General features: G+C 57.2%; 16 protein-coding genes. 9 read left to right on the forward strand and 7 right to left on the reverse strand.

The annotated features are described in order from the left end of the window. The first annotated feature begins 18 nt into the window (after positions 1 to 18). Positions 19 to 1,254: a YbfB/YjiJ family MFS transporter gene (locus FHW66_RS14160; RefSeq protein WP_183380461.1), complete on the forward strand. Its 1,236-nt coding sequence runs from the start codon at positions 19 to 21 to the stop codon at positions 1,252 to 1,254. Here FHW66_RS14160 and hisC read toward each other — a convergent pair whose 3' ends face one another. Next, on the reverse strand, positions 1,255 to 2,331 hold the full coding sequence (hisC, locus tag FHW66_RS14165; protein ID WP_183380462.1) for a histidinol-phosphate transaminase: 1,077 nt from the start codon (positions 2,329 to 2,331) through the stop codon (positions 1,255 to 1,257). It abuts the gene before it with no gap. Positions 2,332 to 2,518: 187 nt separating this feature from the next. Here hisC and FHW66_RS14170 point away from each other — a divergent pair, with 187 nt between their 5' ends. Further along, positions 2,519 to 3,097, forward strand: a complete 579-nt coding sequence (locus tag FHW66_RS14170) for a DUF4337 domain-containing protein (protein ID WP_183380463.1) — start codon at positions 2,519 to 2,521, stop codon at positions 3,095 to 3,097. 55 nt (positions 3,098 to 3,152) lie between these two features. Here FHW66_RS14170 and FHW66_RS14175 read toward each other — a convergent pair whose 3' ends face one another. The 4 genes from FHW66_RS14175 to FHW66_RS14190 form a co-directional block, all read right to left on the reverse strand. Next, entirely contained in the window at positions 3,153 to 3,743 is a 591-nt protein-coding gene (locus FHW66_RS14175) for a molybdopterin-dependent oxidoreductase (protein WP_183380464.1), read from the reverse strand. A gap of 77 nt (positions 3,744 to 3,820) precedes the next feature. Further along, a complete protein-coding gene (locus tag FHW66_RS14180) occupies positions 3,821 to 4,756 on the reverse strand; it encodes a bile acid:sodium symporter family protein (protein WP_183380465.1) in 936 nt (311 codons plus the stop codon). A 285-nt stretch (positions 4,757 to 5,041) separates the two neighbouring features. Continuing rightward, the gene (locus FHW66_RS14185; protein ID WP_183380466.1) at positions 5,042 to 5,323 is read right to left on the reverse strand and encodes a hypothetical protein; all 282 of its coding nucleotides are present in this window, start codon (positions 5,321 to 5,323) and stop codon (positions 5,042 to 5,044) included. A gap of 119 nt (positions 5,324 to 5,442) precedes the next feature. Beyond that, the gene (locus FHW66_RS14190) at positions 5,443 to 6,198 is read right to left on the reverse strand and encodes a GNAT family N-acetyltransferase (RefSeq protein WP_221197006.1); all 756 of its coding nucleotides are present in this window, start codon (positions 6,196 to 6,198) and stop codon (positions 5,443 to 5,445) included. Between the two features lie 214 nt (positions 6,199 to 6,412). Between FHW66_RS14190 and FHW66_RS14195 the strand changes: the two genes are divergently transcribed. From FHW66_RS14195 to FHW66_RS14225, 7 genes are read left to right on the forward strand one after another with little or no spacing between them, the layout of a single operon-like run. After that, a complete protein-coding gene (locus tag FHW66_RS14195) occupies positions 6,413 to 6,886 on the forward strand; it encodes a YHS domain-containing (seleno)protein (protein ID WP_183380467.1) in 474 nt (157 codons plus the stop codon). Next, a complete protein-coding gene (locus FHW66_RS14200) occupies positions 6,883 to 7,434 on the forward strand; it encodes a hypothetical protein (RefSeq protein WP_255458974.1) in 552 nt (183 codons plus the stop codon). The genes FHW66_RS14195 and FHW66_RS14200 overlap by 4 nt, the downstream gene beginning before the upstream one ends. Then, positions 7,431 to 8,264 (forward strand): alpha/beta fold hydrolase, encoded by an 834-nt coding sequence (locus tag FHW66_RS14205; RefSeq protein WP_183380468.1) that lies wholly within the window; start codon positions 7,431 to 7,433, stop codon positions 8,262 to 8,264. The genes FHW66_RS14200 and FHW66_RS14205 overlap by 4 nt, the downstream gene beginning before the upstream one ends. Further along, the gene (locus FHW66_RS14210; protein WP_183380469.1) at positions 8,261 to 8,872 is read left to right on the forward strand and encodes a VTT domain-containing protein; all 612 of its coding nucleotides are present in this window, start codon (positions 8,261 to 8,263) and stop codon (positions 8,870 to 8,872) included. The genes FHW66_RS14205 and FHW66_RS14210 overlap by 4 nt, the downstream gene beginning before the upstream one ends. Next, positions 8,869 to 10,038: a hypothetical protein gene (locus FHW66_RS14215; protein WP_221197007.1), complete on the forward strand. Its 1,170-nt coding sequence runs from the start codon at positions 8,869 to 8,871 to the stop codon at positions 10,036 to 10,038. The genes FHW66_RS14210 and FHW66_RS14215 overlap by 4 nt, the downstream gene beginning before the upstream one ends. A gap of 43 nt (positions 10,039 to 10,081) precedes the next feature. Further along, positions 10,082 to 10,621: a hypothetical protein gene (locus tag FHW66_RS14220; RefSeq protein ID WP_183380470.1), complete on the forward strand. Its 540-nt coding sequence runs from the start codon at positions 10,082 to 10,084 to the stop codon at positions 10,619 to 10,621. A 6-nt stretch (positions 10,622 to 10,627) separates the two neighbouring features. Next, positions 10,628 to 11,383, forward strand: a complete 756-nt coding sequence (locus FHW66_RS14225; RefSeq protein ID WP_183380471.1) for an NRDE family protein — start codon at positions 10,628 to 10,630, stop codon at positions 11,381 to 11,383. A gap of 45 nt (positions 11,384 to 11,428) precedes the next feature. Here the strand turns inward: FHW66_RS14225 and ettA are convergent, their stop codons facing one another. Beyond that, positions 11,429 to 13,096, reverse strand: a complete 1,668-nt coding sequence (gene ettA / locus FHW66_RS14230; RefSeq protein WP_183380472.1) for an energy-dependent translational throttle protein EttA — start codon at positions 13,094 to 13,096, stop codon at positions 11,429 to 11,431. Positions 13,097 to 13,177: 81 nt separating this feature from the next. Next, positions 13,178 to 14,065, reverse strand: coding sequence for an EamA family transporter RarD (rarD, locus tag FHW66_RS14235; protein WP_183380473.1), 888 nt, complete (start codon positions 14,063 to 14,065; stop codon positions 13,178 to 13,180). Positions 14,066 to 14,081: the final 16 nt, after the last annotated feature.

The raw sequence follows: 14,081 nt of genomic DNA on the forward strand, positions 1-14,081 counted from the left end.
CCGAGGAGACTAGCGGTCATGTCCGGCAATTCAGCTTCGCACAAACCACCTCATTCCTGTTCCGTCCTGCTGACTGCAATCGCGCTATCGCTAGGTAGTGCGGTCGCACTCGGTATGGCACGCTTTTCGTACGCACTGTTACTCACGCCGATGCGCACCGATCTCGGCTGGCCTTATCTGATTGCGGGAGGCATGAATACCGGCAATGCATTGGGTTACCTGATCGGCGCCTTGCTGACACCACCGCTGGCGCGTCGCATGGCAGCATCGACATTGCTGATCGCCGGTGCACTTGCAACCAGTTTGCTGGTACTCAGTTCAGGCCTGTTCATCGATACCACGGTGCTGCTGTTGCTGCGCGTTGCCAGCGGTATCAGCAGTGCGTTCGTGTTTGTCTGCGGCGGTATTCTGATTACCAGACTGGCCACCCTGCATCCGCAGCGGGCCGGTTTTCTACTCGGGCTGTTCTATGGCGGCACCGGAATCGGCATTGTGATTTCAGCGTGGCTGGTGCCACTGACCATCTCGCTCGCGCAAACCCATGGCGTCGCGCATCACTGGCAATGGGCATGGCTCGCCATGGGTGTGCTGAGCCTGCTAGCGACTGCCTGCCTGGCACCGGCTGCCAGAAACATTTCCTCGGCTCCGGCACAAAGCCGTGCCGAGGGACATTTTCGCTGGAGTACCTTGGGGATCGGATTGGGTGCTTACTTCCTCTTCGGACTGGGCTATATCGGTTATATGACCTTCGTGATTGCCTTGCTCAAGGAACAAGGCATGTCGCCGCTCATGATCAACTGGTTCTACACCGCACTCGGTCTGGCGGTGATGGTAGCGTCACGGCTCTGGGCGGGGATGCTGGATCGCTTCAAGGGTGGACAGGCGCTTGCCATTCTCAATGGCTTGCTCAGTATTGCGACGCTGCTGCCCGCGTTGACCGCAGCACCGTTAGTGGTATTTGCCTCAGGAGTCTTGTTTGGCGGTGTATTTCTGTCGGCAGTGGCCTCAACGACGGCACTGGTGCGACACAATCTGCCGGCGGCCAGCTGGCCCGCGGGAATCAGCGCCTTCACCATCGTCTTCGCGCTGGGACAGATCATCGGCCCCAGCATGGTGGGCTGGATTGCCGATCATCTGGGTGGCCTGCAGCAGGGGCTGCAATGTTCAGCACTGGCACTGCTGGCGGGGGCATTGCTGGCATGGCGCCAGCAACCGCTTCCACCCGGCGCGGTGACAGCGACAATGCCTCGCTGATCAGGACAAGTGCTTGCGCAATGACTGAATCAGACTGCCGCAGGCAGCGTCGGTACCGACTGTGATACGCAGGAACTGATTGATACGTGCGCTGGTGAAATGGCGCACGATAATCCCATCACTGCGCAAGGCCGCAGCCAGCGCAGCCGCATCGTGCCCGGGGTGACGCGCAAACACGAAGTTGGCGGCTGAGGGCAGTACCTCAAAGCCCAGACTGCTGAGATCCGCCACCAAGGTATTGCGGGTTGTGATCACCGCTTGCCGGGTCTGCTCGAAATAGTCTTCGTCTTCCATCGCCGCTGTCGCAGCGACAATGGCCAGGCGATCCAGCGGATAGGAATTGAAACTGTTCTTGACCCGTTCCAGCGCGCTGATCAGGTCAACATGACCAACCGCAAAGCCAACCCGTAAACCCGCCAGCGAACGTGACTTCGACAAGGTCTGTACGACCAGCAGATTCGGATAGCGGTCGACCAGCGCGATGGCACTGTCGCCACCGAAGTCAACATACGCTTCGTCGACAATCACAACTCGCTCCGGGTTGCCGGCAACGATCTTCTCGACCGCCTCCAATGGCAGTAAGCAACCGGTCGGTGCATTCGGATTGGGGAAGATGACGCCGCCGATGGCCTTGCCATGGCCGAGATAATCGTCGACGCGAATCGTGAAGTCTGCTGCCAAAGGCACGGTCTGATAAGCCACCTCATACAAACCGGCATACGTCGGATAGAAACTGTAGCTGATATCCGGAAAGAGGATGGGTGCCTCCTGTCTGAGCAAGGCTTGAAAGGCATGTGCCAGTACCTCGTCGGAGCCATTACCGACAAATACCTGCGCCACCGACAAGCCATGACGGCGCGCAATCGCCTGCTTCAGTGGTTCTGCATCAGGATTCGGATACAGCCGCAGGCTATCGCCGGCAGCGCCGATTTCACGGCTCATGGCCGCCACCGCCAAGGGCGACGGGCCATACGGGTTTTCATTGGTATTGAGCTTGATCAGGTTAGTGATCTTGGGCTGCTCGCCAGGAGTGTAAGGCGTCAGTCGGCTAACAATGGGGCTCCAGAACTTGCTCATGGGAATGCTCTTCAGGTGATGGCGCGCAGCGCGGATCAATAAAACAGCAATGGTAGCAAACCTCAGCGCTTCTGATCGGCAGTCGATTTAGCTGATTCAGGGTATTACGCATTAAAATAACGCGCGCACTGAGCGCCAACTGCATAATTGTATAACCGACAATCATCGACATCACTGAACAAGAACCATGGCCGAAGAATTTGAAGTCCCCAGTCCGCATGAACACCATCTGGAACATGTTGCCCAGCACGCCCATGACGAGGGTGACAACTTTGCTGGAAAGATTGCCGTGATGACCGCCATCATGGCAACGATTGGCGCACTATTCAGCTATCAGGCAGGTTTTACCGAAAGTAGTGCTGCCATGAACAAGAACAATGCGGCTATCAAAAAGACCGAGGCGGCCAATCAGTGGAATTACTATCAGGCCAAATCCAGCCGTCAGAATCTGGCCGAGCTGGCCATGACGATTCCCGGCGTGGATGCCGCCAAGTACAGTGCCGCCGCCGAACGCTACAAGTCGGAAAAGGAAGAGATCCGCAAGAAAGCAGAAGAGTTGGAAGAACAATCCAAGCAATGGGATGAGTTGTCGGAAGCCGACCTGCATGCACACCATCGTTGGGCACAGGCCATGACGGCGATCCAGATTGCGATTTCCATGGCAGCTATCACCCTGCTGACACGCAAGAACTGGCTCAAGAAAATTTCCTATAGTGCTGCAGGTGTGAGCGTGGCATTGGGTATTCTGGCAGCGCTGCATATCTGAGCCGCACAATCATTACCGTGCCGGGTCTGAGGCCATAACATCTTAGACTCGCATCTCAGAGGCGCGCTTCAATGTGGTAAATACCCCATGGGCATAGTGCAAAGCGCGCACTCACCGGACGCTCCATCATCTCTGGAAAGCGGTCGGCATCGTACACCGCCCACAACGGTCCGAGTCCACCCAATGGCAGTGGTTTTCCGTCCAGATGGGTGGCGATGATGAAGCCGTAGCGCCGAATATCGGCCGCCGACACCATCACCACATAGCCATCAATGGCGCGCAGCAGAATATTATTGGCATTGGCCGCACCTGCCGCTGCCAGCACATCACTGATCAACGGACCTTGCAACAGATGCTGCTGCTCGTCATATTCAAGCGTCGGCTTGATGGTCTGGCGGGGTAGTGATGACAGGGTAGAAAAATCAAAGACGTGGGCCCGCTCAAACACCAACTTCTGCTTGACCATCAGTTGATCCAGTGCCGCATCAAGTGCGCCTCTGTTACCGGCACCGATGGCACCAGTGATGGTGAGCAAGGTCGGCCCTGCCGGTGCAGCGCATGACTTACTGACATCGTCCTTGCCTGCTGCAAGCGCTACGCTGCTGAGACCACATAATGTCGCTGCAATGAAGTTACGCTTGTCCATGCTTTCTCCTTGGTCCACTGACCGATACGACGTCACAATAGAAAGAGCGGACCAGAGTCCGCTCCAGGCCGATGATCTTACACCAGGCGGTCCGAATCTTGCGCGCGTGGTGGACGACCACGCCAGAAACCTGCCAGTAACGAGCCTGACAAATTGTGCCAGACCGAGAACAAGGCTCCCGGTAACGCTGCCAGCGGCGTGAAGTAGAGCTTGCCCAGTGCCGCTGCAAGACCAGAGTTCTGCATACCGACTTCAATGGCCAGCGTACGGCAAACAGACTCATCAAAGCCCAGCAGACGACCACCCCAGTAGCCACCCAGCAAACCCGTGGCATTATGCAGAATCACGCCTACCAGCACGACCAGTCCAACCGAGGCGATATGGCTCTGGCTGCCAGCAACTACCGCCGCAATGATCAACAGTATGGCAACCATTGACACCAGCGACAGATACGGCTCAATGCGGCGTACCAGTTTGCTGCAGAAAATATTGACTACCAGCCCCAGCACAATCGGCACCACCACGATCTGCACGATGCTCATCAACATTGCGCCGACGTCGACATGAATCGAAGCATCGACATACAGCTCAGTCAGCAACGGGGTCGCAAATACGCTCACCAGCGCCGACAGCGTCGAGATAGTGATCGATAGCGCCACGTCACCGCGCGAGAGGTAAATCATCACGTTGGAGGCTGTGCCGCTAGCCACGCTGCCAACCAGTACCATGCCAGCGGTCAGATCCGGCGGCATGCGCAGCAGTTTGGCGATGACCCAGGCAGCCAGAGGCATGACCAGATAGTGCAAAACGATACCCGCAGCCACCGGTGCCGGACGTTTGACAATGCGCTTGAAATCCTCCAGCGTGAGGGTGACACCCATGCTCAGCATGATCAGGGTCAACAGCCCGGTGACATGCGGACCAATCGGCGTGAAAGTGGCGGGAGAAAAGTAGGCTGCGGCGGACAGCAGCAAAGCCCAGACAGGGAACAGACGAGTCAGTGTGGAAAGCATAATCAGAAGTGGATGGCGCGTCTTGCAAGCCGCGAAAGCCTGAGTACGCGCACAGAGCAGTTTGTCAAATTATCGTTATCTGCAACTGCTGCGCACGGGCAGGGAGAGCGGTGCGCAACAGCAGTGACGGGGCCCGACCTATGGCGCCGGAACCGTACAGCCAGCCTCTTGTGAAAGCTGGAAGGCGCTTATTTTACCTGCGCCATCCAATCCTTGCCTGTGGCGGCCCGCAAACGACGCGCCATCGATCGGATGCGGTCTGTTTTTGGATGCTTAGCCAATTCCTTAATCAATGCACCGGAACATGACCGCACTGCGGGCTGGAACAAGCCCCAGTACGGCATCGGCCGACTGCGAATTGGTCAACTCCATGCGTTTCCCACGCTGCTGGCAGAACGCCTGTGCCTGGTTGACACCATCTGCGGTAGCACTGACGCCGAGAAAGAAAGCCTTGGTGGTGATCATGTAAATGCCATTATCCAGCGGCGTAATCTGGCCCTGTGAGGCACAGCCCACCAGGAATACAGACGCCGCCACGGTAGCAGCCGCCAGATGTGTGATTTTCAAGAGAAACTCCCAGGCTGATCCAATACCGCTACGATAATCCCGGCAATCCACTTTTGACAAGTTCTCTGGTGCAACCCTGTGGCATATGACATGCAGCGGTCCATGTTGGGCAGGCCAACTCAGGGAATACCGAAACGACGTCGTCGCTGCTGCATGTCCGGAGATTGCAAATCCACCAAAGTCAGAAAGTCGATGGTCTTGAAAGCCCGATCCAGCGCTGGTGGTCCGCAGATCCAGGCACCCAGCGCCAGATAGGAAGAAAGCAGCTTGGGTAGCTTCAGATCCGGCGTCGCCGGACCATCGAGCGGACAGACATACGCAGGCGTAGGTGCCGTACGCAAAGCCGGCGGGGCCAGATATTGCTGCAGTTGATTGAAGCCAGCCACACCGTCGGCAGGATCCTGCGAGGTCAGCGAGCTGCAGCCAATCAGGTAGCGGCCACCACGTTGCTGGGCATACGCGGCAATCCCGCGCCACAGCAAACTCAGCACCTGAAAATTGCGATGCTCACGCGCAATACAGGCACGACCGAGCTCTATGATTTGCGCCCGTAACGGCGCATAGACATCAAACGCAAACTCCTGGGCGCAGTAATAACCGTGTTGCGCATGCGCCGTCGCACCGGACTGCATACGATAGGTCCCTACAATTTTTCCACTGGGGCAATGCTCGACCAGCAAATGGTCGCATACGGAATCAAAGAGATCGCGATCCAGACAGGTCTCAAAGGAAGACGCCAATCCCTCATTGAGCTCGCTGTTGAACACCACAAAGCGCAGCGACTGGCAAGCGCGCAAGTCAGCTTCATCTCGCGCCATGCGCGCCACATAGCTGGTACCTATATGAAGTGGGGCCAATTCGCCGAATACGTTCATCGGTCATCACCATTGGTTATGGACAACATTGCACAGCGCAACGTCCTGCCCTGTTATTCGCGTTACAGGCAAAAGAAGTTACGTGCACAACAAAAATATTATCAATTTTTGCGTCGCGGTGTAACCGGATCAACTTGCCCGACGAACTCACTATCAACACCACGGCGCAAGCCGCCTTTTGAAAATATAGCCTTATCGCTCGCAAAGGAAAAGTATGTTTACGCACTTACTAAAACCATTACTGCTGTCTTTGCTGCTCACCACAGGTGCGCTCGTCACCTTGAGCGCACCAGCCAGTGCCGCCGAAGCGCCTGTCTACACTGGATTGTTCAGCAAGGTTGCTGTCAGTGGCTACGATACCGTGGCGTATTTCACTCAGCATCAGGCCGTTAAAGGCGATCGAAAGTTCACGACAATCTATCAAGGTGTCGAGTGGCGCTTTGCAAGTGCGGAGAATCTGGCCCTGTTCATCGCCAATCCGGAACACTACGCACCGCAATATGGTGGCTATTGCGCCTGGGCCGTGTCCCAGAACAGCACCGCCTCAGCGGATCCACAGCGCTGGAAGATCGTCAACGACAAGCTCTATCTGAACTATGACGAAGACGTGCAAAAGAAATGGGAAGCCAACACACCCGCCTTGATCAAGGCTGCCGACCAACACTGGCCTAAGGTCCTCGAAAAATGAAACCCCTCTCCAAATCACATACCGATAGCCTGCAGATGTCAGCGACTCCTTCCGCGATGCCGACCGGACGGCGGCAACAACTACTCTTGATCGCGCTGACCGGCTATATCGCCTTTGTCTTTATTCAGTCCTTGTTCTACAAATTCTCCAACTCGCCGGAGACACAATATATCTTTGGCATTCTTGATGTCTGGAGCGGCACACTCGGCTGGCCGGGACTATTCTCGCCACACGGCATCTTCAGTCAATATGTCGTGGGCTGTGCCGAGTTGTTGGCATCGACCCTGCTACTGGCCGGTCTGCTGCTGAAAAAGCCACTGCTGCATACGGCTGGTGCCGCGCTCGGGCTGGCGGTTATCAGTGGTGCGATCTTCTTCCATCTGTTCACCCCTCTGGGCGTACAGGTACGGAATGCCGATGGTAGTCTGGACGGTGGCGAACTGTTTGCGCTGGCCTGCGGTGTGTGGATTTCGGCGGTACTGATCCTGGTACTGCGCCGGCATACGGTCCTGACACTGCTGTCGCACCTACGTGCATCACGGCCATGACTGCGACCAGAATCATGGGTGTCCTCGCCGTCGTCATGACACTGGCTGGCTGTGCGCCACCAGCACCGCGCCTGTCGTCAGAGCAGCTGTCCGCCTTGCGCAGTACGGTGCATGTGGACGCACCACTGAACCAGGCAATCAGTATCGTGCACTCACCAGAAACAAGCGGTGTGCCGGTAATTTATGTACACGGTACGCCGGGCTCGGCTGAGGGCTGGACCGACTATGTGCTCGAACCACTTCCAGGCACCCGATCGATTGCACTGGATCGCCCTGGTTTTGGCAGTAGCGAGCCCGAACAGGCTGTCACCAGTCTGGCATTGCAAGCCGCTGCGGTGACCGCCCTGTTCCCGCAAGATGGCAGCCCGGTCGTTCTGGTTGGCCATTCACTCGGCGGTGCGGTCGTCGCCAAGGTTGCGGCCGATCATCCGCAACGTGTACGCGCACTCGTCTTTCTGGCATCGGCACTGGACCCGGCTCAGGAAAAAATCAATCCGCTGCAATATCTCGGACAACACTGGCCGGTCAGTGCGATGTTGCCACGCGCCATGCGTAACGCCAACGAGGAATTGATGGTCTTCAAGGGCGAGCTGGAAGCGCTGCAACCCTTGTTGCCGCAGATTACCGCGCCGACCATCATCGTGCACGGCACCAAGGACCCGCTGGTGCCCTTTGCCAATGTCGCCTACATGCAGGCCCATCTGAGTGGTGCTGCCTGTATCAAGACGGTACCGCTGCAGGACTTCAATCACTTCCTGCCATGGAATGCAGAGCCACAGGTGCGCGCCGCCATTGAATGGGCAGTCCATGCGGACTGTCACGCACCATGAACGCGCTCTGGGACAACAGCCATGCGCTGGTACTGGCAGCACTGCAAGGCCTGACTGCGCCGTGGTTAATCGTCGTGGTGCTGGTACTGACAACCTTCCTGCTGGAAGACCTCGCCATCGCCGCCGGTGCCGCGCTGGCCATGCAGGGCGTGCTTTCCTGGCCACTGGTATTTGCAGCAGTCGCCGGTGGCATTGCACTGGGGGATCTGGGCTTGTATGGGCTCGGCTATCTGGCGCGCTATCTACCATGGCTGCGGCGACGCTATCTCACGCCACACGGGCCATGGTTACTGCACAAGCTGCAAAGCAGCCTTGGAAGTGCCGTGCTGCTGGCACGCGTAATTCCGGGCTTGCGGTTGGTAACTTACACCGTCTGCGGTGCCGTCAAGGTCCCGGTAGTGGCTTTTATTGGCTGGGTGACGTTGGCCGTGACGCTCTGGACCAGCACCTTGTTCTGGATCAGCGCCACCATCGGCCGCGCCATCGCCAACAGTCTGCACCTGCCACTGGCACTGGCTGCCGCCATCCCGATCGTGATGCTGGTGCTGCTGACGCAGCTAGTGCGCCGTATCCATCCAACACTGTTTCAAGTCAAGGAGAAAGCATGAATCCCGTGATGCCACCAGCGATGCAGCAAGCAGTTCAGGATGCCATGGCGCAAGGACAACAACCGCATCAGGGCATGCCTGCGTTTGATCAGAGCGGCGCGCCGCTGAGCTTTTTCGAGTTCTGGCCAATGTGGGCGTTCTACCCGCCAGTGTTCCTGTACACGCTGTGGTTAATGGCGCGCTATCGCGGCATCTTGCTGCCGACAGTTGCCAATCCTTCGTTCCCCGGCGGTGGCTTCTTTGGCGAATCCAAGGCTGCCATTCTGGAACTGGCGATGGCACACACACCGGAGTGGGTGGCCCCTTTCATCACACTGGAACGTCCGGAAGTCTCCGACACCGAGCAAGCCTGGCAAGCGCTGACCACGCTCGCACTGGAACAACTGGCAGCAAAGGGCCTGAGCCTGCCGGTGGTAGCTAAACCCGATCTGGGCTGTCGTGGTGCCGGCGTGCGACTGATTCGCACTGTCGCCGCATTGCGTCAGTACTTGCAGGACTTCCCGGCCGGTGCCACCTTGCTGCTACAGCGCTATATTCCGTTCGAAGGAGAAGCTGGCATTTTCTACTGCCGCCAGCCACACGAAGCACGTGGTCGCATTCTGTCGATCACGCTGAAGTATTTTCCTTACGTCTATGGCGATGGACAGCGTAGTCTGCGCGAGCTGATCCTGGCTGATCCACGCGCCGGCAAATTGCAGCATCTGTATCTGCATCGGCATGCCGCGCGTCTTGATACCATCCCTGCTGCGGGTGAACCAATACGTCTGGCATTCGCCGGCAGTCATAGCCGTGGCGCGATCTTCCGTAACGGCACCCACATGGTGACGCCAGAAATGGAAGCCTGTTTCGATGCCATCTCACAGCGCATTCCGGAGTTTTATTTTGGTCGTTACGACATCCGCTTCGCTGACTTTGCCGAGGTCCAAAATGGTCGCGGCTTCACCATCGTTGAAGCCAATGGCGCTGGTGCCGAAAGCACCCACATCTGGGATCGCAGCACCAGCCTGTGGACGGCCTGGCGCGATCTGATGAAGCAGTATCGACTGCTATTCCAGATCGGCCGTGCCAATCTGGAGCGTGGTTTCAAACCCTTGAGCCTACTTGAATTCAGGCGCTGGCATCGCCGTGAAAAAGAACTCACACCGCGTTATCCGAGCACCGACTGAACCTCTTCAACTCCGAATGATTGACCATCCGTGGACATCCATCATGCACAACAATGACACCAACCCGCTCTGGGCACATAACGCCGGCCTGATTGACGCCGCCATCCTGCTGATCGGCCGCCTGCAACGCGAAGCGCATCCTGGCTTCAACTATGCGCAGGCAGTAGGGCCTCATCTGCGCCACATCATTGAGCATTACACGGCATTGCTGGCGGCGCTGGACTCTCCCTCCGGCCTGGTTGATTACGATGCCCGCGAGCGCGATCTGGCCTTGCAAAGCGTACCGCAAGTCACGCTGGCCAAGCTGACGACGTTACGTACGCGCTTTGAGACGCTGATGCATAGTCACGGTCCGGCAGCCTCCCTGGCGACGTCACTGACAACCCGCCTGCAGACAGGTCCCGCGGGTGAACTGAGCATCATGTCGAATACCTCACTGGGACGTGAGCTCTGTTTCCTGTCCTCCCATACGGTGCATCATTTTGCCGTGCTGGTTCATCTATGCCACGCTGCGGGTGTCGAACTGGGACATGACTTCGATAAGGCACCAGCGACGCTGGCGCATGAACGTCAAGCGGCCTGAACTGCCATGTGCCTGATCGCCTGGAACTGGCAACCTGATAGCCAGCAACCGCTGCTCCTGCTGGCCAATCGTGATGAATTTTTTGTTCGCCCGACTCAGCCCTTGCACTGGTGGCAGCATGGCTTGTTCATGGCTGGTCGTGATCTGCACGGCGGTGGCAGCTGGCTCGGTGTCAGCCGGGATGGCCGACTGGCGGCGCTGACCAATTATCGCGACCCGCTGCATCAGCGCGCCGATGCGCCATCACGCGGCAAACTGGTGACTGATTTTCTGGAGGGAAGTCTCAGCGCAGCCGACTATCTGGCCCAACTGACGCCCCACGCGCAGGACTACAACCCATTCAACCTGTTACTGCTTGATGGTCAGCAGTTGCTTGGTTTCGAAAGTCGGCAAGCCCGCAGCTTTGTTGTGCAACCGGGCATACAGGGTGTTTCCAATGCCGGCTTCAATACACCATGGCCAAAGTTGGTCCGGCTCACAGCGGCACTATCGCGGCAAAAGCCAACTGCCGATACGGAGACACTGATGTCCTTGCTGGCCGACGACACAATAGCGCCTGATACGTTGTTACCCCAAACCGGTATCACGCTCGAACGTGAGCGCCTGCTGTCAGCCGCCTTCATCCGTTCGCCCGATTACGGAACACGCGCCAGCAGCGTGGTCAAGATCACGGCACAAGGAGTGGAATTTAGTGAGCGCAGTTTCAACGCCCAAGGAACACTGGCCACGCAGCAGTTCAGCCTTGCGGCTGTTGCGGCGTGACCAGTGATAGTAAGGATGATTGCGACGATCTAACGTCAGTGCCGTTTAGCGTGTCACAGGCTTGTAACGGATACGCTTAGGCTTGGCACCTTCTTCACCGAGACGCTTCTTCTTGTCGGCTTCATATTCCTGATAATTGCCGTCAAAGAAGCTCACTTGCGAATCACCCTCGAAGGCGATGATATGGGTCGCGATACGGTCCAGGAACCAGCGATCATGGCTGATCACCATCACGGTACCGGCGAACTCCAGCAAGGCATCTTCCAGTGCACGCAGGGTTTCCACGTCGAGGTCATTGGACGGTTCATCCAGCAGCAATACGTTGCCGCCTTGCAGCAGTGTCTTGGCCAGATGCAGACGGCCACGCTCACCACCGGACAGATTACCGACGATCTTTTGCTGATCCCCACCCTTGAAATTGAAACGACCCAGATAGGCACGCGAGGGCATTTCAAAGCGGCCCACGGTCAGAATATCCGCACCATTGGCAACATCTTCAAACACGGTCTTCTTGTTTTCCAGATCTTCGCGCGACTGATCGACCAGCGAAATCTTCACCGTTGGTCCCAGGACCAGTTCGCCGCTATCGGGCTGCTCACGGCCAGCCAGCATGCGGAACAAGGTCGACTTACCGGCCCCGTTAGGACCGATGATACCGACGATAGCACCGGCTGGAATCTTGAAATTCAGGTTGTCGATGAGCAGACGATCACCGTAGCTCTTGCTCAGGTTCTTGAACTCAATCACTTCATTGCCCAGACGCTCGGCCACAGGAATGAAGATTTCCTGGGTTTCATTGCGCTTCTGGTATTCGTGTTCTGACAATTCATTAAAGCGCGATAGACGTGCCTTGCTCTTGGCCTGACGTCCCTTAGGGTTTTGTCGCACCCATTCCAGTTCCTTGGCGATGGTCTTTTGACGCGCCGATTCGCTGGCTTCTTCCTGCTTCAGACGCGCTTCTTTCTGTTCCAGCCAGGAGCTGTAGTTACCCTTCCAGGGGATACCGTGACCGCGGTCCAGTTCCAGAATCCATTCCGCAGCGTTGTCCAGGAAGTAGCGATCATGGGTAATCGCCACCACGGTGCCGGGGAAGCGTTGCAGGAACTGCTCCAGCCAGTCGACCGATTCCGCATCCAGATGGTTGGTCGGCTCATCAAGCAGCAACATGTCGGGCTTGGAGAGCAGCAGTTTGCACAATGCCACGCGGCGTTTTTCACCACCGGACAGCACACCGATCCTGGCATCCCACGGCGGCAGACGCAGGGCATCAGCTGCCATTTCGAGCTGCTGGTTCAGGCTGTTGCCATCGGACGCAGAAATGATCGCTTCCAGACGTGCCTGCTCGGTTGCCAGCGCGTCGAAGTCAGCGTCTTCTTCCGCGTAGGCGGCATACACAGCATCCAGTTTGGCTTGCGCTTCGAATATTTCGCCGAGTGCGCTCTCGACTTCCTGACGCACGGTCTTCTCGGCATCGAGCTGTGGTTCCTGCGGCAGATAACCAATGTTCAGGTTCGGCATCGGAATGGCTTCGCCTTCGATTTCCTTGTCGATGCCGGCCATGATCTTGAGCAGGGTCGATTTACCGGAGCCGTTCAGGCCGAGCACACCGATCTTGGCGCCGGGGAAAAAGGACAGCGAAATGTCCTTGAGGATCTGCCGCTTGGGCGGCACGATCTTGCCGACGCGGTTCATTGTAAATACGTATTGAGCCATGTGTAGATGCCAATAATGAGAATAAAAAGGAAAGAATACGATTCGGTAGCAGCCAGATCGGGACGGGCCAGTCAATCGCCGTCAGGATTGAGCCAGACGACGCTTGTCAGATTTATCAACCCACAAACGCCATAACCCTTCCAGTGAGTATACCGCCAGCGCGGTCCAGATCACCATGAATCCGGTTAAGCGAATGCCATCGAAGGCTTCGTGGTAAATCAGCACACCCGTCAATAGTTGCAGGGTCGGTGTCATATACTGCAACAAGCCCAGCAACGACAAGGGAATCTGCCTTGCGGCCCGGGCAAACAACAGCAAGGGGATGGCCGTCACCGGCCCCGATAGCATCAGTAGCAACTGCTTCGATGGTGCCGCCTGTAAAAATGCATTGCTGCCATGCAAGGCGCCCACCAGCGTGACACCGATCACCAGCGGTGATAGCAGGATGGTTTCCAGTGCCAGCCCCTGCAAGGCTCCCAGCGGTGCCGTCTTGCGCAACAAACCATATACCCCGAAGGTCGCGGCAATGAGCAAGCCAACCCAGGGCAAAACACCGTTCATCCAGGTCATCCACAAGACGGCACCGAGTGCAATCAAGACGGCCAGCCATTGCAAGGGACGCAGCCGCTCCTTCAATACCACGGCGCCCAGCAGGACACTGAGCAAGGGGCTCATGAAATAACCCAGACTGGCATCGACGATACGACCGCTATTGACCGCCCATACATACAAGGTCCAGTTGGCCGACAGCAGCAAGGCGCTGGCCAGACAGCCGAGCAATACGCGCGGCTGACGTGCGACCTCGCCCAGCCAGGCCCACTGGCGACGCCAGCTCAATACCAGCACCAGAAAAACCAGTGACCAGAAGATCCGTTGCATCACAATCTCAAATGAATTGATGTCTTGCAACAGTTTGAAGTAGACCGGGAACAAACCCCAGAGCAGAAAAGAACTAATCGCGTAAAGCATGGTGGCCCGACTGTCA

The sequence above is a fragment of the Herbaspirillum sp. Sphag64 genome (assembly GCF_014192645.1).
Taxonomy (GTDB): Bacteria; Pseudomonadota; Gammaproteobacteria; order Burkholderiales; family Burkholderiaceae_D; genus Herbaspirillum.

What these genes read in the sequence shown, in the direction of transcription:
- FHW66_RS14160 (WP_183380461.1), top strand. Translation starts at nt 19, where the DNA reads ATGTCCGGCAATTCAGCTTCGCACAAACCACCTCATTCCTGTTCCGTC.
- hisC (WP_183380462.1), bottom strand. Translation starts at nt 2,331, where the DNA reads ATGAGCAAGTTCTGGAGCCCCATTGTTAGCCGACTGACGCCTTACACT.
- FHW66_RS14170 (WP_183380463.1), top strand. Translation starts at nt 2,519, where the DNA reads ATGGCCGAAGAATTTGAAGTCCCCAGTCCGCATGAACACCATCTGGAA.
- FHW66_RS14175 (WP_183380464.1), bottom strand. Translation starts at nt 3,743, where the DNA reads ATGGACAAGCGTAACTTCATTGCAGCGACATTATGTGGTCTCAGCAGC.
- FHW66_RS14180 (WP_183380465.1), bottom strand. Translation starts at nt 4,756, where the DNA reads ATGCTTTCCACACTGACTCGTCTGTTCCCTGTCTGGGCTTTGCTGCTG.
- FHW66_RS14190 (WP_221197006.1), bottom strand. Translation starts at nt 6,198, where the DNA reads ATGAACGTATTCGGCGAATTGGCCCCACTTCATATAGGTACCAGCTAT.
- FHW66_RS14195 (WP_183380467.1), top strand. Translation starts at nt 6,413, where the DNA reads ATGTTTACGCACTTACTAAAACCATTACTGCTGTCTTTGCTGCTCACC.
- FHW66_RS14200 (WP_255458974.1), top strand. Translation starts at nt 6,883, where the DNA reads ATGAAACCCCTCTCCAAATCACATACCGATAGCCTGCAGATGTCAGCG.
- FHW66_RS14205 (WP_183380468.1), top strand. Translation starts at nt 7,431, where the DNA reads ATGACTGCGACCAGAATCATGGGTGTCCTCGCCGTCGTCATGACACTG.
- FHW66_RS14210 (WP_183380469.1), top strand. Translation starts at nt 8,261, where the DNA reads ATGAACGCGCTCTGGGACAACAGCCATGCGCTGGTACTGGCAGCACTG.
- FHW66_RS14215 (WP_221197007.1), top strand. Translation starts at nt 8,869, where the DNA reads ATGAATCCCGTGATGCCACCAGCGATGCAGCAAGCAGTTCAGGATGCC.
- FHW66_RS14220 (WP_183380470.1), top strand. Translation starts at nt 10,082, where the DNA reads ATGCACAACAATGACACCAACCCGCTCTGGGCACATAACGCCGGCCTG.
- FHW66_RS14225 (WP_183380471.1), top strand. Translation starts at nt 10,628, where the DNA reads ATGTGCCTGATCGCCTGGAACTGGCAACCTGATAGCCAGCAACCGCTG.
- ettA (WP_183380472.1), bottom strand. Translation starts at nt 13,096, where the DNA reads ATGGCTCAATACGTATTTACAATGAACCGCGTCGGCAAGATCGTGCCG.
- rarD (WP_183380473.1), bottom strand. Translation starts at nt 14,065, where the DNA reads ATGCTTTACGCGATTAGTTCTTTTCTGCTCTGGGGTTTGTTCCCGGTC.